The sequence below is a fragment of the Lutibacter agarilyticus genome, assembly GCF_900188235.1.
Taxonomy (GTDB): domain Bacteria; phylum Bacteroidota; class Bacteroidia; order Flavobacteriales; family Flavobacteriaceae; genus Lutibacter; species Lutibacter agarilyticus.
In genome coordinates, this window is sequence record NZ_FZNT01000001.1 from 532,216 (window position 1) to 552,812 (window position 20,597).

Below are 20,597 nucleotides of genomic sequence, written 5' to 3' on the forward strand. Positions count from 1 at the left end.
TATTGAATTAAGAGGTGTTCCTGCAATGAAATATCAAAGTGATAATACTATGCTTGTTGAAACAGAGTGGAAATTTAAAATATATAAGCGTTGGTCTTTAGACTTTTTTGGAGGTACAGGTAAAGCTTTTAAATCTTTTGATGAATTTGGTCCTGCTACTTGGGTTTATAATTATGGCTTAGGGTTTAGATATAAATTAGCACGCCTTTTTGATGTGGATGCAGGTATTGATTTTGCTTGGAGTAATAATAAAGATTTTGCGTTTAGTATTGTTTTTGGAAGTGCTTGGAATAGGTAATATAATTACATTTTCTTTTTATAAGTTAAAAAAAGAGGTGGCTCCATCATCATTAATTTTTTTTAAAAATAAAGCTATTGATCGTTTTTTTATTTTAATTAATACTGTTTAATGTATAATTTTTTAAAAAAATAACTATTTTAGCTATCAAAACTTATTCAATGAAACTAAGATCTATTATTCTTGCATTACCACTTTTTATATATATTTCTTGTAAAGAAAAGGAGCAACCAAAAATGCCTCCCCAACAAATTAAAGTAGTTGAAGTTGTAAAAAAAGATATTCCAATTTTTAATTATTTTGTAGGAGAAGTTTTTGGGCAAGAAGATGTCTCTATAAACGCTCGTGTTGAAGGTTATTTAACAAGTATTTTATTTACTGAAGGAGCTAGAGTAAAAAAAGGTGATTTACTATATACCATAGACCCAGAACCTTTTAACGCTGCAATTGCAGGTGAAAAAAGTAAAGTTACTGAGGCACAAACAAAATATTTAAATTCTGAAAATAATTTAGCTAGAATTAAGCCATTGGCAGAAATGGATGCTGTAAGTAAGAGTGATTTAGATTTTGCTTTGGCTGATAGAGATGCATCTTTAGCAGCTAGAAAAGCTGCAGAAGCTTCTTTAAAAATGGCACAAATTAATTTAAGTTATACTCAAATTAAAGCACCAATTAATGGTTTTATAGGAAAAACCCAGGCTCGTGTCGGAGATTTTGTGGGAAGAAGTCCAAACCCTGTAATTATAAACACCATTTCAAAAGTTGAAAATGTTAGAGTACAGTTTTTTATAAATGAAACAAACTATTTGACTTTAGCAAAAGCTTTTGCAGAAATACATAAAGATATAGTCGCTGAAGAGAGAGCACAAAAAGCAGAAATAGAATTACTACTTACTGACGGGACAACACATCCACATAAAGGAGTTATAGATTTTATAAATAGGGAGATTGATGCTTCTACTGGAGCCATTTTAGTGCAGGCTTCTTTTCCTAACCCTGAGTTAATTTTAAAACCAGGACAATATGCACGTGTTAAAGTTAAAAGTAGGGTAGAAAAAGGTGCATTATTAGTACCTCAAAGAGTTGTTTCTGAATTACAAGGTGAATATTCGGTTTTTATAGTAAATGCTGATAATAAAATTGAATCTAGAAGAATTACAATTGGAGATGATTTTGATGATTATTACATAGTTAAGGAAGGTATTACTGAAGATGATAAAATTGTGTTTGAAGGTTTACAAAAAGTAGGCACAGGTTTAGAAGTGGTACCTGAAATCACTGTTTTTGAAAGTCAATTTAAAAAACAATAATCTGATATGTCTGAAAATAAAGGAAACTTTTTTGTACATCGACCAATTGTAGCCATTGTAATTGCTATTGTTATTGTTATTGTTGGAACCGTATCTTTAATAGGCTTACCTATAGAGCAATATCCAAATTTAACGCCGCCAATTGTACAAGTTAGTGCAAGTTATACCGGAGCCAATGCTATTAATGTGGAAGAATCTGTAGCAACACCATTAGAACAACAAATTAATGGAGTTGACAATATGATTTATATGAAATCTACCAATGCAAATGATGGTAGTATGAATATACAAGTGTCATTTGATGTAGGTACAGATCCTGATATGAATACTGTTTTAACACAAAATAAAGTATCAGCAGCTTCAGCAAAATTACCTTCTTCTGTAACTAAATTAGGTGTTACAACTCAAAAAGCGTTACCAAATATTTTAATGTTAGTAGCTTTAACTTCTGATGATGGAAGATATGATCAAGATTTTTTAGGGAATTATGCTTTAATTAACATTAAAGATCAATTAGCTAGAGTAAAAGGTATTGGTAAAGTTGATGTAATGGGAGCTTCAGACTATTCAATGAGAATATGGATTAAGCCAGATAGAATTTCACATTTAGGATTAACAGTACCAGAAATAATAAACGCCATTAACGAACAAAATATTATTGTTCCGGGTGGTAAATTTGGAGCTGAACCAGCACCAGTTGGCACAGAGTTTACTTATACAGTGCGTTTACCTGAACGATTTAATTCTGTTGAAGCTTTTGAAGATATTGTTGTTAGAACCCAATCTGATGGTTCACAAATAAAATTAGGAGATGTTGCAAGTGTGAACTTAGGAGTTGAGACCTACAATATGATTCCTAGAATGAATGGCAAAACATCAGCAGTTATAGCTTTATACCAAGCTCCTGGATCAAATGGATTAGAATTAGCAACACAAATAAAGGAGCAAATGGAAGATCTATCTAAGAATTTTCCAGAAAGTATTAGATACGATGTTTCTTTAGATACAACGAAAGCAATTGAAGCTGGTATTAAAGATATTGTGGTTACTTTAATTGTAGCCTTAATTTTGGTGATTTTAGTTGTTTTTATCTTTATTCAAGATTGGAGAGCAACCTTAATTCCAACATTGGCTATACCCGTTTCATTAATTGGAGCGTTTATTTTCTTTCCTATGTTAGGTTTTACTATTAATGTATTGTCACTTTTAGGATTGGTATTGGCCATTGGTATTGTTGTAGATGATGCTATTGTGGTTGTTGAGGCAGTGCAAGTAAATATAGCCAATGGAATGAATTCTAAGGAAGCAACGCTTGATGCCATGCGAAAAGTAACAGCTCCAGTAATAGCTACTACCTTAGTTTTGGTAGCTGTATTTATTCCTGTTGCGGGTATGGCTGGTATTACCGGATTGTTATACCAACAGTTTGCCATTACAATTGTAGTATCTGTATTAGTTTCATCTGTAAATGCTTTAACTTTAAGCCCAGCATTATGCTCACTACTACTAAAAGAACCTAAGCCTTATAAAGGGCCGCTAGGATGGTTTTTCGGGAAATTCAATAAAGGTATGGATAAGTCTACAGATTCATATATGAGTTATACTAACATTGTCTCTAGGAAAATTAAAAGAGGTATTGTTTTTATTGTTTTAATGACATTAGGTGCAGGTGTTTTTGGAAGCATGGTTCCTGGTGGATTTATTCCTGAAGAAGATATGGGATATTTCTTTGTGAATGTTCAATTACCAAATGCAGCATCAATTCAAAGAGCTGATGTAGTAACCAAAGAAGTAGAGAAAATTTTGCAGGAAATACCAGAGGTGGAGTATATTACTACAGCAACTGGATATAGTATTCTTTCTGGAGCTATGATATCAAATACAGGCTTTTTATTTGTGGGAATAAAAGATTGGGCTGAAAGAGATATTACAGCAAAAGAGGTAATTGATATTGTAAATAAAAAATTATTTTTTGGAATAAAGGATGCACAAGCTTTTGCTTTCGGCCCTCCTGCTATTCCTGGTTTAGGTAATGGCTCAGGATTTAGTATTATGTTACAAGATAGGGTAGGTAATACACCTCAATATTTAGCAGAAAATTCTATGAAGTTTATAAAAGCAGCTAATGAGCGTCCTGAAATAGGTAGAGCTTCAACAACTTTTCAAGCCAATGTTCCTCAGAGATTTATGGATATTGACAAAGAAAAAGCATTAAAATTAGGTGTTAAATTAAACGATTTATATACTACTGTGGGTGCTTTTATGGGAGGCGCTTATGTAAATGATTTTACCCGTTTTGGAAGACTCTATAAAACATATATTCAAGCCGAACCAGAGTATCGTGTAGATCCCTCTCAAATTAATAATTTCTTTATAAAAAATAATCAAGGAGAAATGGTACCGCTATCAACCTTAGCTACAATTAAACCAATATCGGGACCTGATTATACAACTAGATTTAACTTGTATAGATCTGTTGAAGTAACTGGAGCTCCTGCAGAGGGGTATACATCTAATGAAGCTAGGCAAGCCTTGAAAGAAGTAGCTGCGGAGGTTTTACCTGCTGATATGGGTTATACCTGGAATGCCATGTCTTTTCAAGAAGAAAAAGCATCTGGTTCCTTAACCGTCATACTAACTTTTTCATTGGTATTTGTATTCTTAATTTTGGCTGCGCAATACGAAAGCTGGTCGTTACCTTTTGCTATTTTATTAGGAACACCTTTTGCAATATTTGGCGCTTTATTTTTCCTTTGGATTGGTCGTTTAATTAGTCCAACTTTTGAAAACAATATTTTTGCTCAAGTCTCCTTTGTAATGTTAATTGGTATGGCTGCAAAAAACGCTATTTTAATTGTAGAATTTGCAAATGATGAATTTAAAAGTGGTTTAAGCTTGTTTGATGCAGCTGTGAAAGCTGCACGATCAAGATTTAGACCAATATTAATGACTGCTTTTTCTTTTATTTTAGGAGTATTTCCACTTGTAATTGCATCAGGATCTGGTGCTGAAGCCAGAAAAGTAATGGGAATGGCGCTTTTAGGAGGTATGTCTATTGCCACCTTCTTAGGTGTATTCTTATATCCAATGCTTTTTATATTTATTGGTAAAATAGGTGGTTATGAAAAGAAAAGAGACCAAGCTAAAAAATTAGAACTTGCAAAAAACGCTGAATAATGAAAAAGAGACAATCAATATATATAAGTATTTTCTTTGTACTATTAAGCATAGTATCTTGTAAGGTTGGACCAAATTACCAAAAACCTGAAATTGTAAGTCCAGAAATTTTTAAATACGAAAACAACAAAATTGATAGTATAATTGATTTAAAATGGTGGGACATTTTTCAAGATCCTATTTTAGATTCATTGATTAAAGTTGGATTAAGAGAAAACAGAGATTTGTTAATAGCTGCAAGCAGAGTTAACGAGGCTAGAGCAAATTTAGGTTTTAATAAAGCTGATTACGGACCTAAAATTGGTGTACAAGCCAGTGCAACAGGAACTAATAATATTGCAGGTAATGTATTAAATAATAATATTAAGTCTTTTGGAACTTCAGCAACATTTAATTGGGAAATAGATTTTTGGGGTAAATATCGGAGAAGCACTGAAGCTGCTAGGGCTGCATTAGTAGGTTCATTTTACGGTAAAAGAGCTGTTGAAATAGGATTAATTAGTGAAATTGCTAGAAACTATTTTCAATTGATGAATTATAAGACTTCATTGAAAATTTCTAAAAATACTGTTGAAATTAGAAATAATGCATTAACAATTATTCAAAATAGATTTGATAAGGGATATACTAATATTATAGATGTAAATCAGGCTCAAATTCAAAAAGCAATTGCAGAAGCAACTATACCAGTTTATAGGCGTCAAATTGCATTTACGGAAAATAATTTAAGTGTTTTATTAGGGAAGTATTCAGATTCTATTCCGGTACATAGTTCTTATAAAACCAACCCTATACCTCAAAATATTCCTAGTGGTATTCCTTCTGAAATGTTACAAAGACGTCCAGATATCCTTCAAAGTGAACAATTATACAAACAACAAAATGCAATGATTGGAGTTGCTACAGCTATGCGATTTCCATCAATAAGTTTAACAGGAGTTTTAGGAGTTGGTAGTAATGAAATGTCGTCGTTGTTAAATAGTGGATTAGGTTGGAGTGCTGGTGCAAATTTATTGAGTCCGCTATTTGAATGGGGAAAAAATGCAAGACGTGTTGATATGGAACGTGAAAAGGCAAAACAAGCTTTATTTAGCTATGAGAAAAATATTTTGTTAGCTTTTAGCGATGTAAATAATGCACTAACTGAAATTTCTACTTATAAAGATGAGTTAGTTGCTTATAAAATAATGTTTGATGCTGCTAAAAATGCTAGTAAACTTTCTTATGAAAGATATTATCAGGGAGTAACTAGTTATTTAGAAGTAATATTAAATCAACAAACCGAATTTGAAGCTGAACTTTCTTATACGGCAAACTATCAAGATTTATTAATTTCTTATGTTAATTTATACCAAGCACTTGGTGGTGGTTGGATATCTGAAGAGGAGTTAGATAAGTATGCCGAACAAGTAGCTAATGAACAAGGTGTTGATGTTAATTCAATTGATAAAAACACCTTAATTTACCAAGGACAAGTAGTTGATTATTATTTAACACCTGAGCAAGAGAAACAAAGAAAAGAAATAGCTAAAGCACAACGGAAATTAGAAAAACAACAAAGAAAAACTACTAGACAATAGTATTTAAGTAGTTTATATAATTTATGGTAGATAAAATGTATTCATACCGTTTTGAATTGTTTTTCTTTAGTTTAACAACTATATTATTTGGAGCCGTTTTTTTTCCAAATCAATGGTTTGAAGATATTTTGTCTCCTATTCTTTTTATTATTAATTTTTTATCGGGAATATTAATGATTTCTAAAATAAAAAAACTTAGACGCTTTTTTTTGTTTTTATTAGTCGTTATAATGATTGTTTTTTATAGATCGCAAGTATTAAATGATAAAACGGATTCGAATGATTTTATAAGGTTAGCAGCTTATTTTGTGTTTTATACAATGGTTACTTCAGAACTAATTAAGCAAGTTTGGAAATCAAAAATAATCACTAAGAATATAATTATAGGTTTAATGTCTGGGTATATTTGTATTGGATTGTTAGGTTTTTTTATGTTCTTAACTATTGAAATTTCTAGCCCAGGTTCCTTTAATGGTGTTAGTTTAAATATGCATCAAAGCACTTCTCAAATTGACTCTTTCTTATATTTTTCTTATATTACATTATTAACAATTGGTTATGGAGAAATAACACCGGTTACTTTAATTGCTCAAAAAGCAACTATACTAACAGGCTTAGTAGGGCAATTTTATATGGTTATTTTAACAGCAATAATTGTTGGTAAATATATTTCTCAAACAGTTATAAAAGAAAAATAATTAAAGCTATTATTTAATGTTTTTCCAAGGAAAAAAACGTGAAACTTTTTTTTGATAATTTAAATATTCAGGATATTTACCAGCGCTTATTTCTTCACTAAATTCTGAACTACCTTGAAATAACACTAAAAGCAGTAAACAACCTGCAATGCTCCAATTAATCCATTGTCCTGAAGCTGCAACACTAAACAAATAAAATGATACCCAAATACTTTGTTCTGCCCAGTAATTAGGATGACGTGATAATGCCCACAGTCCTTTATCTAAAAAACCTTTTTTATAATCGCCTGTAAGTTTTTTACCAGCTTTTATAAGTGTATGTTTTTTAGTTTGAAATGCATAATGTTGTTCATCGGCTATTGTTTCAAAAATTATAAAAAATAGCATTAAAACAGTAGCAACATAATCTAAAACACCTAAAGGAGTATTGTTAAATTGTAATACAACTAAAGTTGGTAATGAAAATAATAGGATTAAAATATGTTGATATCCCGAGATGAAGAATAAGTTGAATAATGTCCATTTCCATCTCGCTTTAAATTCTGGTTTTTCTCTTAGTATTTGCCAACGATAATCTTCCTCACCTTCCCAAAATTTTATTGAAAAAGCACCGGTTCTAGAAAAATTATAGGTCAATCTAATTCCCCAAATAGCAACTAAAATAGTCATTAATATCAATCTCGGACTGTAATTACCATACGCGGAAATTATCCATACATAAACAATTGGAATCAAACTCCATAGTTTATCTACTTGGCTCTTGTTATCTGTAATTTCACCAATAACAAAGCAATAGATAATTGCACCTAAATTAACATAAAGTACGGTTTTTAACGCTAACCATTCAATAGCACCTAAAGGAGTTCCAAAAAAATAACTAATAATGGGAACTATAAATAAGGTCACAATTAAAAGTGAAGCAACTTTAATAATATTCATTTGGTTGGCGTTTTTTGTTAACGAATTAAAAATATGAAAAAAGGTTAACTTAGACTACTAATTAGAATTAATAATTCAGTAATTTATATAGTATTTAGTGTGCGAAATACTTATATATAGTTCTTTAAAATAAAAGTATTAAAATTTTCATATATCCAAATCTTATACGAAAGTTTAATAGTAGTGCTTTTTTTCCATCTATGTAATTTTGGAATCTACTTAATTTATTAAATAAATTGCCGTTACAGAATTGCCTTCAGCCTTATGTTAACTTTCACACAATTCACGGTTATCTATAAAATTTTAACGAAAATCAGGATACATAACATCATAATTTTTTTCATTAAAACTGAAAATAAATAAACTGCTCACCGCTACCTTGCGCAATGGTAACTAAAAATAACATAACGGCCCAAACTACAGCTAAAGCAATTGGTGATATTTTTTTTGAAACTGCTTTAACTGAGGTATTTCTCATGAACCAGTGGCATAAAAATAGAAGACCTATAATAATGCCTACTTTTAAAATATCAAAAGAACCTAAAACTTTTTCTCCGTTTGGATTAAAATAGAACATAGAACTTATCAAATTCCATGCTGTTTTAAACTCTCTAGCCCTAAAAAACACCCAGGTAATATTAATGCAAGTAAAAGTTGTAAAAGCTAAAAAAATACCATTCCATTTTGTAATTTTAAAGGGTATGTATTGACGTTGTAATCTTTCTAATATTAAATAAGTTCCATGTAATCCACCCCAAACTATAAAGGTCCAAGCAGCTCCATGCCAAAGTCCACCTAATAACATCGTAATCATAAGTGCTGAATACATTCTAACTACACCATAACGATTTCCACCTAAAGGGATGTATAAATAATCGCGTAACCACGAAGATAGTGTGATATGCCATCGTTTCCATAAATCAGAAAAGCCCAAGGAAGCATATGGATATTTAAAGTTATCAGGTAAGATAATTCCCAACATTAGAGCAATTCCAATGGCACAGGTAGAATAACCTGCAAAATCAAAAAAGATTTGACCTGAAAAAGCCAATGTTCCCATCCAAGCATCCCAAAAATTTAGAATTTTATCGGAACTATACACTTTATCAACCGTATCTGACAACAAAGTGTCTGCCATGACAACTTTTTGAAATATACCTAAAGTCAATAAAAAAAAGCCCCAAATGAATTGATTTACAGTAGCTCTTTTTTCTTCGTAAAACTGCGTTATTAAATCTTGTGCTCTTACTATAGGTCCAGCTACTAATTGTGGGAAAAATGTAACATACAGTGCAAAATCTAAAAAGGTTTTGGCACGTTCTGTTCTTTTTAAATACATATCGATAGTATAAGACATTGTTTGAAAGGTGTAAAATGAAATACCCATGGGTAATATAATGTCCATTTGTGTTGATTGATATCCATAACCATAGGTATTTAATACGGTTGTAAAATTATCTAAGAGGAAGTCACGGTATTTAAAAAAGCCTAAAAATCCAAGATTTACAAACATACTCAACATGAGCCATAGTATCCTTTTTCGTTTATTTTCTTCAATAGCTAATTTTTTTCCAGTAATCCAATCTACAATTGTTGAAATCCAAAGTAAAATAACTAAAGGTGGATTCCATAATCCATAAAAAATATAACTAGCAAAAAGAAGCATTCTTTTTTTTCCTGTCCAATTAAATAATTTTGAATAATATAGTGCCAGTATTATAATCAAAAAAACAACAAAACTTAATGAATTAAAGAGCATGTTTATTAGATTTTAAATTAATTAAAGTGTTGTCATTTTTCATGATTTTCACCAATTCTGTAGTGAAATATTGTGCATCTTCTGCTGATAAATGGGATTCTTCAGGACAAATAAGTCCTTTTAAATTGTCATAATCTTCAAAATGATAACTTGGAACGTTTGCTTGTTTTACTAAATCGTCCCAAAACGCAGCTCTTGGAATTCCCATGTTTTCACCTGCTCTTAAAGAACCACTTGATGGGCATCTTATTAAAATTACTTGACCACCACGAGCTTCAAATACTTTTAAATCGTTTAAAAAGAAATCTATTGTTGAGTTTTTGTCTGGCGGAGGTCCACTTGCTGCACCTTTCATAAAAAACTGCCAAACTTTAATTACAGAGTTGGCATAGGCTGTATCTGTAACTGTTATTTGTTTCATTTTTAGATTTCTATCTTCTGCAATTTCACCAAATTCATGAAAAGGAGGCATTGGGTCAACAACTCTATTGCCTATATTTATTTTGCCAACCAATTCTTTTAATTTAATACCATCAATACCTTGGTCGTCACTTATAAAAGCCAAGTTTTTTTGAAGAGGTAAGGATAACAAATGATTTGAAATCTGAGCGTAAGTTCTTTTTTTATAATAATCTACTTTTGACTGTGGCCATTGCCAAGGCTGCGCATCTGGAGAAGTAGTTGAAAAAAATAATCCAGGTGTAACTCCTACAATAATAGTTCCTGTAAAACTGGTATTAGCTACAACATCGTGAAAAATGGGTAATGGAGAGCTACCTACTGATGCTAGTTGAATTGGTCTAATACCAATTTCTGCTTCCCATTCATCTAATTGAATGTCAAAAAGTACTCTTGAAGAACCCATAAGCAGCATGTTATAGCTTGGTGCTTTTTCAACCCTGTAGCGTTGCATAGCCCAAAGGGCTTCATTGTCGTCTAATGTAGGGTAAACACCTTTAGAACGCCAAAAATACTCCCATATTCCTATTGCGACGATACTTAATATAGCTGTAACGATAAATGTTTTTTTCAAGTCCATAATTATCTGTTAGATTCAATTTAATTTGCATTTTTATTTTCTAGGATACACTATTTTTAACCCAAATAGATTTCTGAATAATTAAATTTTTTAGATATTAAAATTACAATTTTAAGAGCAATGTAACAAAAGTTACAAATATACACAAATGATAATGAGTATTTTACCATTTTTGGTTTGGTCAAAAAATACAAGTTTTAAATTGGAACCTACTTTTTTTAAATATGGTTTTAATTCTTTCATGTTTATTTAAGTAAGATATGATTAAATAAATCTAATTCAGGAAGAGGAATGTCCTAATAGAAGGAAGGTTAAAAAGCACTGTTTTAACGTTAACTATTAAATAGCACCTAAAGGAGTTCAAAAAAAGTAACTAATCAGTAGGAATAATAAATAAGGTTACAATTATAGGCGAAACAATTTCAATAATATTAATTTGTTCGTGTTTTAAACCTAAATATTAAAAAAGAATAACTTATGGTTACTAAATATAATATTTAATGTATGGAATACTTATATTTAGCAACTTAAAATTAATGCATTCAGTATTATATGCCTAAATCAAATAACAAAATTTTAATAGTAGCTGCTTTTTTTTCAATCTATGTAATTTGGGGGTCTACTTATTTATTAAATAAAATTGCAGTTACAGAATTACCTCCTTTTATGTTGGCTTCTATTCGTTTTACGGTAGCTAGTATTTTAATTTTTATAATCGCAAAAATTTCTGGTATAAGTTTAGCTATAACTAAAAAGCAATTTATTAATTGTAGCATTATTGGGTTTTTATTTTTAACCTTCGGAAATGGAGGTGTAGTTTGGGCTTTAAAATATGTTGATAGCGGTTTTACTGCTCTGGAAATTTCAGCGCAACCTTTGGTAATTTTATTAATGATGTATTTTTTAGAAGGAAAAAAAATTCAACCAATGTCTATGATTGGTGTATTATTCGGAATTATAGGCATCTATTTATTGGTTAGTCAAAAAGAATTAATTAGCCAAGAAGGAATGGCTTTAGGAATGTTTACTATTTTTTTATGTATGCTAAGTTGGGCTTTTGGAAGTTTGTATGTTGCAAAGGCCGATTTCCCTAAAAACTATTTTATAAATACAGGTTATCAAATGTTAACAGGTGGTGTTATGTTATTTGTAGCTAGTTTGTTATTTGGTGAAAAATGGTCTTCACCAACAAAATGGACACAACCCGTACAAATATCAATGGGATTATTAATTATTTTTGGTAGCATTATAGCATTTACGGCATTTAATTTTTTACTAAGAGTTGTTTCCCCTGAAAAAGTAGCAACGTCAACTTATGTAAATCCAATTATTGCCTTGTTTATGGGGTGGTATTTGTTAAATGAACAAGTAACTGAACAATCTATTATTGCTGCAATTATCTTATTAACAGGCGTATACTTTATAAATACAAAGAAAAAACTAACCTTGTATTCAAGGTTTAAAAAATAAAACAAAACTTTTTTGTGTAAGTTACTGCTTTACAGTTGTATATAAAATTTTAACTTTTTATTTTATAAGTTTTTTACCTTAAAAATTGTGATAACCCTTTTTACACTGTATTTTTGTGAGTTTTTAAATTTGAAATGTGCAATTAACTACTACAGAAATAGAAGAAAGAAATGCCGGTAAAGATTTATATAGCTACCAAAAAGAAGCTATAAATAAAATTTTTAAAAGGTTTGAAGAAGCTAAAGAAGATTATCATTTATTATATCAATTACCTACAGGTGGTGGTAAAACGGTGATATTTTCAGAAATGGTAAGGCAATACTTAAAACATCACCAGAAAAAAGTATTGGTTTTAACACATAGAATTGAACTTTGTAAGCAAACATCAACAATGCTTACTGAATTTGGTGTTGAAAGCATGGTGATAGATAGTAAAGCCAATTTAGACAATCATCAAAAATATAGCTGTTATGTGGCTATGGTTGAAACGTTAAACAACCGCTTAAACGATAATAAATTGGATATCTCAGATATTGGTTTGGTTATTATTGATGAAGCACATAACAACTCTTTTACTAAAATATTTAAATTTTTTAGTAAATCATTTTTTCTAGGAGTTACCGCAACACCGTTAAGTTCTAATATTCAGTTACCTATGACTGATAATTATGAGGAGTTAATTGTAGGTGAAACTATAGAATCGTTAATAAAAAACAACTTTTTAGCCCGCGCTAAAACATATTCATACAATGTTGGTTTAACGTCATTAGTAGTTGGTGCAAATGGAGACTATACCGTTAAGTCTTCTGATGATTTGTACACAAGTGGTAATATGTTAACTAAATTAGTTGAAGCTTATGAAGAGCGTTCAAAAAATAAAAAAACACTAATTTTTAATAACGGTATTAGTACTTCAATAAATGTGTATCATACCTTTAGAGCTGCAGGATATCCAGTACAGCATTTAGATAACACAGCCTCAAAATCTGAAAGAGAACAAATTTTAAAATGGTTTAAAGAAACGCCTAATGCAATTTTATCTTCAGTAAGTATATTAACTACCGGTTTTGATGAACCAACTGTTGATACTATTATTCTGAACAGAGCAACACGTTCACTAACATTGTATTATCAAATGATTGGTCGTGGATCACGTATATTAAAGGATAAAACAACCTTTAACGTAATTGATTTAGGGAATAATTTTCACCGATTTGGAATGTGGGGAGCTAGTTTAAATTGGCAGAAAATATTTAAATCACCTAATTATTATTTAGATAACTTAATTAATGATGAAGAGCTTGAGAGTAACTTTAGGTATGAAATGCCAGAGGAAGTTAGAAAGCAGTTTTCTAAATCCTTAGACGTATCATTTAATGTAAAACAAGCCTATGTTGATGCCATTCAAAAAGGAGAATCATCAAAAGTAGTTTTAAGGCGTTCTATTGAACAACAAGCTCATATTTGTATTGAAAATAGTGAGGATGTGTATGATGCTTTAACATTGTCTCAATTATTAGATGATGATATTACCTATAGAATTCAACAATATGTTCGTTGTATTTGTAAAAGTACTCACAATTTTATTGATTGGTTAAATACAGATTACCGCCAAAAATTACGTTCGTATTTGCTAACAAATTTTGATGAAGATTTTGAAAAAATTCACGGATATCCGCCAGAAGATTAATTAAAAAAAAAGATATGGAATCATTAAAAGGAAAAAAAGCACTTATTACAGGTGCAGGTAAAGGAATAGGAAAAGCATTAGCGCTTGCCTTGGCTCAAGAAGGTGTATCTGTAGCTTTATTAGCGCGTACAACATCAGATCTAGAAAAGGTTGCTGAAGAAGTTGCTGCTTTTGGAGTTGAAGCTTTTGTAGTACAAGCTGATGTAGCTAGTTTAAGTTCTGTGAATAGTGCAGCCGAAAAAGTGTTATGCTCATTCGGAACTATTGATATCCTTATAAATAATGCAGGTATTGGACGTTTCGGTAATTTTATGGATCTAGAAGTAGCTTCTTGGGAAGAAGTTATTCAAGTTAATTTAATGGGGGCATATTATATTACGCGTGCATTTTTACCACAAATGATTGAAAGAAAAACAGGTGATATTATCAATATTTCTTCAACAGCAGGTTTAAACGGAAATGCTATGACAAGTGCTTATAGCGCGTCAAAATTTGGATTAATAGGTATGACTGATTCATTGATGAAGGAAGTACGTAAACACAACATTCGTGTAAATTGTTTAACACCAAGTACAGTGGCTACTGATATGGCGTTAGATTTAAATTTAACCGATGGAAATCCTGAAAAAGTAATGCAACCAGAAGATATTGCTGAGTTATTAGTTTCACAATTAAAATTAAATCGTAGGGTAGTAGTGGTAAATTCAAGTATCTGGTCTACAAATCCTTAATTGTTATTTTATTATTGAAGGTTCATTTTCATAATAGCATTGAAAAATATAATTAAAAAAGGTGTGTCAAATTTTTGATGCACCTTTTTTAGAATCATAAAGAATACATAAACGTACAACTATATGGGAGCTAAAAAATCTATACAATACATGCTTATTAGCACTTTTGCATTTGCCTGTATGAATGCAACAGTAAAGTATTTAGAAAATGTAAGTGCTTATCAAATTGTTTTTTTTAGATCGGCTAGTTCGTTAATTTTCACCTTTACATTTTTGTTGAAAAACAACATTCCGATTCTTGGGAATAATAAAAAACTTCTAATTTTAAGAGGTGTAGTAGGAGTAACTTCTATGACACTGTTTTTTATGTCAGTAAAATATCTTTCTGTTGGAACTGCAGTATCTCTAAGGTATTTGGCTCCTATTTTTGCCGGTATTTTCGCTGTTTTTTTCTTAAAAGAACGTATATGGCCTTTGCAATGGTTGTTTTTTGTGATGGCTTTTTTAGGTGTGTTGGTTTTAAAAGGGCTTGATTCTCAAATTAATTCAACAGGACTTATATTGGTTATTATAGCTGCTATTACAAGCGGATTAGTATATAATATTATCAGCAAAATAGGTAAAAGTGAACACCCAGTAGTGGTGGTTAATTATTTTATGGTAATTGCAACAATCACAGGATTAGTATTATCATTAAATAGTTGGGTAAATCCTGTAGGTATTGAGTGGGTTTTATTATTTAGTTTGGGTGTTTTTGGTTACTACGGACAAGTTTTTATGACGAAAGCATTTCAAAATGGAAAAACAGATCAAATTGCTCCCATTAAATATGTTGAAGTATTATTTACGGTAGTGTTTGGGTTGCTGTTGTTTGATGAAATTTATTCAATTTGGAGCTTGCTAGGAATTTCATTAATTATTGGATCGTTGGTATTGAATGTTCTTTATAAATCTCGTAAAAACGCTTAATTAAAGCTATTTATAATTTCACATTTGAAGATAAAAAAGGCATCATTCCAAAAGAATAATGCCAATTATAAATATTAGTTTTAGTCAACTATTTATTTTTTAATCCAAGGTTTCCCTACTTTAAGTATTTCTTTACCAGCAACACCGTTAATAATGATTCCGGCCATCATATACCAAGCAGCTAAAGCACATACAATTAATACATAAGCAGCAATTGGTGTAATGTCATGCGATACAAAATGAGCTAAATCTAACAAAATAAACCCTAGTAATAATGTTGTAAAAGTTATAGCCATTGCTGAGTGGATAAATAAAGATGCTATCCAAAATATGAACGTTAATAAAGTCCATGCTACTAAAAAGTAACCAACATCAGTTCCTGAAGATTTATAAACACCTAGATTGTTTAAAATCCATATAACTCCTAATCCAATCCAAAAGGCGCCATAACTAGTAAATGCAGCAAAACCAAAGTTATTACCTGTTTTTTGTTCTAAAAAACCAGCAATCATTTGAGCCAAGCCTCCAAATACAAATCCCATAGAAACTACAGGTCCTAAACCACATAATCCTAAATTATGAAATTGTAATAATAATGTTGTTAAACCAAATCCTGCTAACCCAACCACTGCCGGATTTCCTAATTTTACTGTGCTCATCTTTAATTCTTTTGTTTATTTTAAAATACGAGCAAAATACTTACTTTAACTTTGTATTGTTACTGATTTTTATCAGTAAAATTAAGTATTTACGATAGCGTTTTCGTATTGAAAATCATCACTTTATTTAATGAATTACATGAGAGTTCCGCCTATAATTTATAAAGAAACCTTTACATTTGCTTTTTTTAAAAATAAAAATGGCAAATTCAAATAGGTTTTCTTTTATAGACCCTCAAAAAACACCTTTCTTTTATGGTTATATTGTTCTTTTTATTGGAACAATTGGTATTTGGGCTAGTATTCCAGGACAAACTGTAGGTGTTTCTGTTTTTACTGACCCTGTAAAAGATGCCTTAGGGCTTTCAAGAAATGAATTTAGTAATGCTTATATGATTGGAACTTTTGTAAGTTCTTTTTTTGTTTCGAGAGCAGGCGTTTTATTTGATAAGTTTGGAGCTAGGTACGTTTCCTTTATTACAACAATTATTTTAGGAGTAGCATTATTATTGTGTTCAATATCTGTTGAAATAAGTGAGGCAATTCAGCAGGTTTTTAGCATAACTACTTGGGTAATTCCTTTTATTGTGATTACCGTATTATTTTTTTTAATACGCTTAAGTGGTCAGGGAGTTTTAACGATGGCTTCGCGAAATATGATTATGCTTTGGTTTGATAAAAATAGGGGGAAAGTAAATTCTATAAGTAGCATTGCCATTTCATTAGGTTTTTCAACCTCACCCATTTTTTTAAACGAATTGATTGATACTAATGGTTGGGAAGCTAGTTGGCAAATTATTGCTGTTGGGTTATTTATTTTTAGTTTTTTTATACTTCAATTCTACAGAAATAAACCTGAAGATTTTGAATTAAACCCTGACGGTATTAAAATTGAAACTGAAGAGATAAAAATAGAAACAACTGAGCGCGATTTTAATTTGAAAGAAGCTAAACAAACAAGAGCATTTTGGATTATAGGTTTAGTTTTAGCCTTTAACAGTTTTTTTATTACGGGTTTTACGTTTCATGTAATTTCCATTTTTTCAAGTCAAAACTACTCAAAAGATCAAGCCATAGCTATATTTTTACCAATTTCAGTCATAGCAATTATTGTTTCGGTAATTTGTAATATTATGAGTGATTACATTCAACATAAAATATATATTTATGTTATGTTGTTTAGCGCATTATTAGCTTCAATAGGTTTATTGCTTTTAAATAGTACTTATGGTGTGTATGTATTAATTGTAGGTTTAGGTGTTTTAGGTGGCTTATTTGCTGTTGTAAATGCGGTAACTTGGCCACGTTATTATGGTAGAAAATACTTAGGAGCTATTTCTGGGAAAGTGATGAGTTTTCTAGTAATAGCTAGCGCAGTAGCACCAAGTTTGTTTAGTTACTGTTATACTATTTTAGGTTCATATAGTTATATCAGTTATCTTAATTTTATGTTTTTAGGCGTTTTAATTATAGGTGCTTTTAAATTGAAGAACCCACAAAAAGACATAACAGTTTCGTAAAAGAACAAATTATAATTCATTCAAAATTCTTAATAAATTAGATTTACTGTTGAACAGTTTGTATTCGCTTTCTATTTTTTTTAGCTGACTTTCAATCAATTTCACCTCTCTGTAATTTACCAAAAACAATGAACCTTCACCTAAAGTAAACTTGCGTTCTTCTTTGTTTACCAGTTGCTTATAGTCTAAAACTAAATCCAGTAAAATATTGTATTGTTTTGTGTACGATTCAATTTCTTGCATGGTACTTTGAATCTTATTTTTAATGCTTACTCTATTTGCTGATATATCAAATTCAATGTCTTGTAACTTTAGTTTGGCTAGTTTTAAATCTCCACGTTCCTTTCTTAAAAATAAAGGAAAACTCATATTTAATCCTGTTTTATAATTTGAAGTATTAAACGTTTCGGTGTCTTCATAATCAGATGATAAAAAGTTGTATTCCAAATCTACTTTTGGTAATAAATTATTTGTTTTAAGTCTTTTATCTAAGATTAAGCTTTCTTTTTTAAATTTAAGTGCTTGTAGTTTCGGGTTGTTATTTATAAGTTCATCATCAATATTTAAGATAGAACTATTTAAAACTAAGTCAATTTTGGTAATTGTTAAACTATCAGGAATCATATTTTGCTCTAATTCCAATGGTAAATTATTTTCTAACCATAAATAGTTTGAAAGCTCTAATTTAGATTTAATATAACCTATTTTAGCTTTTTCAAGATCTAACATTCTACTTTTGTAATTGATACTTGCTTCAAGTGTGTCAATAGCTGGTTTATCACCTTCAGTATAACTTCTTTTTACATTTTGAAATCGTTCTTCAGCATTCAGCATATAATCTGAATAAATAGATGTTGCTTGGTAATTTTTCAACCAATTAAAATACGATGTAATTGCAGTATATAAAATTTCGTTGACAGCAATTTTTTGTGTTGCTTCAGCTTGATGAACATATAATTTTGCCTGTTTTAAGGTTACCATTCTATTATTTGTTAATAACCCTTTAGCAAGAGAAACAGAGACACCAAGACTATACAAGCCATCTTCAGGAGTTTTATATTCGGGATTTAAATAAATCCCATCGTTATTTTCATAATTAGCTTTGAATTGAACTCCGTACCAAGTTGGAATTTTAAACGAAGCATTTAACTTATCATAATACGTTGTGTTTTTAAATTTTTTACGGCTATAATCAATTGCTAACTTTGGATCAAAAGCCCCTCTTGATTTTAATAATTTAATTTCACTTTCACTAGTTATTAGTTGTGCCTGTTTTACAACTGGATGGTACTTTTTAACATAGCCCAAATATTCTTCCAAAGTTAATATATCGTTGTTTACCTGAGAAAAAGTAACACCATATATTAAAAATGATAAAATGATAAACAATCTTTTCATTATGCTTTCTTTTTATTTTTTGAATCTTCCGTTTTATTTGGTTGGTAAAAGTTAGGAGGGAAGCTGTTAATTTGTCTCCATAATTCAAACCAAATTGGCACGTTCTCTAACAATGCAATTGTTTTTGTTCCAGAACCTACACGAATAGCACTTGGCCATTCTACATCATTCATATCTGGTTTTAAAAGTACACGGTACTTACCATTTACGCTAATAAAATTTTCAATAGCAACAATTTTTGAACCATATGTTCCGTAAGAAACATTGGGCCATCCACTAAAAATAATTGCAGGCCAACCATCAAATTGTACACGCACTTTTTCTCCAATATGTATCAACGGTAAATCTATTGGATGCACATACATTTCAATAGCTAATTCGTAATTTGATGGCATAATGTTTAAGAGTTGTTCGCCTTCTTTAAAAGTTTCTCCAATACCAGATTTTATAGCTTTATTTATTTGCCCATCTTGAGGTGCTGTAACATATAATAAGCTACTTCTTTTTTTATAGTTAGCAAGGTTTGTTTGCAATTTGGAAACCTCAACTTCAGTATTATAGCCACTAGACTGTGCTGTAAATAAATCGCTTTGTGATTTAGCTAATTTATCGGCATAACTTGATTTAGTAGTAGCAATTGAAAGTTGACTATTCAATGCTTCATTTTTAGTACTTAAAAATTTGTTTTGTTGAGATACTAATTTTGCATTAGCTTCTTGTAATTTATTGCGAATGTCTTCAACATCTTTAACAGATTTTAAACCTTCTTCTTGTAAAGAAACTGCTCGGTTGTATTGTGTTTTAGCAATACTAGCTTTTATTTTAGCAGCTTCTAAATCTATACTATCGCTTTGAACTTTTAATTGAGCTTGAATTACTTTATTTTTTGCTTGTTCAAGTTTTAGTGTGCGCTCTTGTTGTAAAGCATCAATTTGGTTTTGTAATGCCACAACTTTATTTTTATAAGCTACAACCGACGAGGATTTAGCAGTTAACTGATTGTCAGTTCGTTCTGCCAGTTTTTCATCAAAGTATTCACTTTTAACTTCAGAAATGCGTAAAATAGTATCACCTTTTTTTACAAAATCTCCTTCTTGTACATACCACTGTTCTATACGTCCTGGAATTTGAGATTGCAATGTTTGTGGGCGTTGATTAGGTTTTAACGTAGTTACTATACCTGTGCTAGAAATATTTTGTGTCCAAGGTAAAAATAGAATAACCAACAATGCAATTAAAAAATACAATAAAACCTTTCTAAAACCAGTATGATATTCCTTTGTAAATATTACTTGTCCAGATTTAAACTTTTTTAAATCTATAAATTCTGAAACTTTGTTATTTGAAATGTTTAACATAT

The 20,597-nt window shown here is 30.3% G+C and carries 16 protein-coding genes; 10 read left to right on the forward strand and 6 right to left on the reverse strand.

What is annotated here, in order from left to right:
* Nucleotides 1-25: 25 nt before the first annotated feature.
* The 5 genes from CHB67_RS02125 to CHB67_RS02145 all read left to right on the forward strand — a co-directional run bounded on the left by CHB67_RS02125 (nucleotide 26) and on the right by CHB67_RS02145 (nucleotide 7,063).
* The gene (locus CHB67_RS02125) at nucleotides 26-298 is read left to right on the forward strand and encodes a hypothetical protein (protein WP_089380080.1); all 273 of its coding nucleotides are present in this window, start codon (nucleotides 26-28) and stop codon (nucleotides 296-298) included.
* A gap of 161 nt (nucleotides 299-459) precedes the next feature.
* The gene (locus CHB67_RS02130) at nucleotides 460-1,608 is read left to right on the forward strand and encodes an efflux RND transporter periplasmic adaptor subunit (protein WP_089380081.1); all 1,149 of its coding nucleotides are present in this window, start codon (nucleotides 460-462) and stop codon (nucleotides 1,606-1,608) included.
* A gap of 6 nt (nucleotides 1,609-1,614) precedes the next feature.
* The gene (locus tag CHB67_RS02135) at nucleotides 1,615-4,785 is read left to right on the forward strand and encodes an efflux RND transporter permease subunit (RefSeq protein ID WP_089380082.1); all 3,171 of its coding nucleotides are present in this window, start codon (nucleotides 1,615-1,617) and stop codon (nucleotides 4,783-4,785) included.
* Nucleotides 4,785-6,365 carry an efflux transporter outer membrane subunit gene (locus tag CHB67_RS02140; protein ID WP_089380083.1) on the forward strand — a complete coding sequence of 527 codons (1,581 nt, stop codon included), beginning with the start codon at nucleotides 4,785-4,787 and terminating at the stop codon, nucleotides 6,363-6,365. Before CHB67_RS02135 ends, CHB67_RS02140 begins: the two co-directional genes overlap by 1 nt.
* 23 nt (nucleotides 6,366-6,388) lie before the next feature.
* On the forward strand, nucleotides 6,389-7,063 hold the full coding sequence (locus CHB67_RS02145) for a potassium channel family protein (RefSeq protein ID WP_089380084.1): 675 nt from the start codon (nucleotides 6,389-6,391) through the stop codon (nucleotides 7,061-7,063).
* Nucleotides 7,064-7,072: 9 nt separating this feature from the next.
* Here the strand turns inward: CHB67_RS02145 and CHB67_RS02150 are convergent, their stop codons facing one another.
* From CHB67_RS02150 to CHB67_RS02160, 3 genes are all read right to left on the reverse strand, one after another.
* Entirely contained in the window at nucleotides 7,073-8,002 is a 930-nt protein-coding gene (locus CHB67_RS02150) for a DUF1295 domain-containing protein (protein ID WP_089380085.1), read from the reverse strand.
* A gap of 343 nt (nucleotides 8,003-8,345) precedes the next feature.
* Nucleotides 8,346-9,761, reverse strand: coding sequence for an MBOAT family O-acyltransferase (locus tag CHB67_RS02155; protein ID WP_089380086.1), 1,416 nt, complete (start codon nucleotides 9,759-9,761; stop codon nucleotides 8,346-8,348).
* Nucleotides 9,751-10,800 (reverse strand): hypothetical protein, encoded by a 1,050-nt coding sequence (locus CHB67_RS02160; protein ID WP_089380087.1) that lies wholly within the window; start codon nucleotides 10,798-10,800, stop codon nucleotides 9,751-9,753. The genes CHB67_RS02155 and CHB67_RS02160 overlap by 11 nt, the downstream gene beginning before the upstream one ends.
* A gap of 552 nt (nucleotides 10,801-11,352) precedes the next feature.
* Between CHB67_RS02160 and CHB67_RS02165 the strand changes: the two genes are divergently transcribed.
* The 4 genes from CHB67_RS02165 (at nucleotide 11,353) to CHB67_RS02180 (ending at nucleotide 15,660) form a co-directional block, all read left to right on the forward strand.
* The gene (locus CHB67_RS02165; protein WP_089380088.1) at nucleotides 11,353-12,270 is read left to right on the forward strand and encodes an EamA family transporter; all 918 of its coding nucleotides are present in this window, start codon (nucleotides 11,353-11,355) and stop codon (nucleotides 12,268-12,270) included.
* A gap of 136 nt (nucleotides 12,271-12,406) precedes the next feature.
* Nucleotides 12,407-13,960 (forward strand): DEAD/DEAH box helicase, encoded by a 1,554-nt coding sequence (locus tag CHB67_RS02170; RefSeq protein ID WP_089380089.1) that lies wholly within the window; start codon nucleotides 12,407-12,409, stop codon nucleotides 13,958-13,960.
* 14 nt (nucleotides 13,961-13,974) lie between these two features.
* A complete protein-coding gene (locus CHB67_RS02175) occupies nucleotides 13,975-14,691 on the forward strand; it encodes a 3-ketoacyl-ACP reductase (RefSeq protein WP_089380090.1) in 717 nt (238 codons plus the stop codon).
* Between the two features lie 123 nt (nucleotides 14,692-14,814).
* On the forward strand, nucleotides 14,815-15,660 hold the full coding sequence (locus CHB67_RS02180) for a DMT family transporter (RefSeq protein ID WP_089380091.1): 846 nt from the start codon (nucleotides 14,815-14,817) through the stop codon (nucleotides 15,658-15,660).
* A gap of 92 nt (nucleotides 15,661-15,752) precedes the next feature.
* Here CHB67_RS02180 and CHB67_RS02185 read toward each other — a convergent pair whose 3' ends face one another.
* The gene (locus CHB67_RS02185; protein ID WP_089380092.1) at nucleotides 15,753-16,319 is read right to left on the reverse strand and encodes an acetate uptake transporter; all 567 of its coding nucleotides are present in this window, start codon (nucleotides 16,317-16,319) and stop codon (nucleotides 15,753-15,755) included.
* A gap of 200 nt (nucleotides 16,320-16,519) precedes the next feature.
* Between CHB67_RS02185 and CHB67_RS02190 the strand changes: the two genes are divergently transcribed.
* The gene (locus CHB67_RS02190) at nucleotides 16,520-17,839 is read left to right on the forward strand and encodes an MFS transporter (protein WP_089380093.1); all 1,320 of its coding nucleotides are present in this window, start codon (nucleotides 16,520-16,522) and stop codon (nucleotides 17,837-17,839) included.
* A gap of 9 nt (nucleotides 17,840-17,848) precedes the next feature.
* On the opposite strand, the gene CHB67_RS02195 is transcribed toward CHB67_RS02190, so the two are convergent.
* Nucleotides 17,849-19,237, reverse strand: coding sequence for a TolC family protein (locus tag CHB67_RS02195; RefSeq protein WP_089380094.1), 1,389 nt, complete (start codon nucleotides 19,235-19,237; stop codon nucleotides 17,849-17,851).
* Nucleotides 19,237-20,595 (reverse strand): HlyD family secretion protein, encoded by a 1,359-nt coding sequence (locus tag CHB67_RS02200; protein ID WP_089380095.1) that lies wholly within the window; start codon nucleotides 20,593-20,595, stop codon nucleotides 19,237-19,239. Before CHB67_RS02200 ends, CHB67_RS02195 begins: the two co-directional genes overlap by 1 nt.
* Between the last annotated feature and the right edge of the window lie 2 nt (nucleotides 20,596-20,597).

Excerpts from the sequence above, each read along its gene's own strand:
- CHB67_RS02195 (WP_089380094.1), bottom strand. The coding sequence starts at position 19,237 with ATGAAAAGATTGTTTATCATTTTATCATTTTTAATATATGGTGTTACT.
- CHB67_RS02180 (WP_089380091.1), top strand. The coding sequence starts at position 14,815 with ATGGGAGCTAAAAAATCTATACAATACATGCTTATTAGCACTTTTGCA.
- CHB67_RS02160 (WP_089380087.1), bottom strand. The coding sequence starts at position 10,800 with ATGGACTTGAAAAAAACATTTATCGTTACAGCTATATTAAGTATCGTC.
- CHB67_RS02130 (WP_089380081.1), top strand. The coding sequence starts at position 460 with ATGAAACTAAGATCTATTATTCTTGCATTACCACTTTTTATATATATT.
- CHB67_RS02145 (WP_089380084.1), top strand. The coding sequence starts at position 6,389 with ATGGTAGATAAAATGTATTCATACCGTTTTGAATTGTTTTTCTTTAGT.
- CHB67_RS02150 (WP_089380085.1), bottom strand. The coding sequence starts at position 8,002 with ATGAATATTATTAAAGTTGCTTCACTTTTAATTGTGACCTTATTTATA.
- CHB67_RS02155 (WP_089380086.1), bottom strand. The coding sequence starts at position 9,761 with ATGCTCTTTAATTCATTAAGTTTTGTTGTTTTTTTGATTATAATACTG.
- CHB67_RS02165 (WP_089380088.1), top strand. The coding sequence starts at position 11,353 with ATGCCTAAATCAAATAACAAAATTTTAATAGTAGCTGCTTTTTTTTCA.
- CHB67_RS02135 (WP_089380082.1), top strand. The coding sequence starts at position 1,615 with ATGTCTGAAAATAAAGGAAACTTTTTTGTACATCGACCAATTGTAGCC.
- CHB67_RS02190 (WP_089380093.1), top strand. The coding sequence starts at position 16,520 with ATGGCAAATTCAAATAGGTTTTCTTTTATAGACCCTCAAAAAACACCT.
- CHB67_RS02140 (WP_089380083.1), top strand. The coding sequence starts at position 4,785 with ATGAAAAAGAGACAATCAATATATATAAGTATTTTCTTTGTACTATTA.
- CHB67_RS02185 (WP_089380092.1), bottom strand. The coding sequence starts at position 16,319 with ATGAGCACAGTAAAATTAGGAAATCCGGCAGTGGTTGGGTTAGCAGGA.
- CHB67_RS02125 (WP_089380080.1), top strand. The coding sequence starts at position 26 with ATGAAATATCAAAGTGATAATACTATGCTTGTTGAAACAGAGTGGAAA.
- CHB67_RS02175 (WP_089380090.1), top strand. The coding sequence starts at position 13,975 with ATGGAATCATTAAAAGGAAAAAAAGCACTTATTACAGGTGCAGGTAAA.
- CHB67_RS02200 (WP_089380095.1), bottom strand. The coding sequence starts at position 20,595 with ATGTTAAACATTTCAAATAACAAAGTTTCAGAATTTATAGATTTAAAA.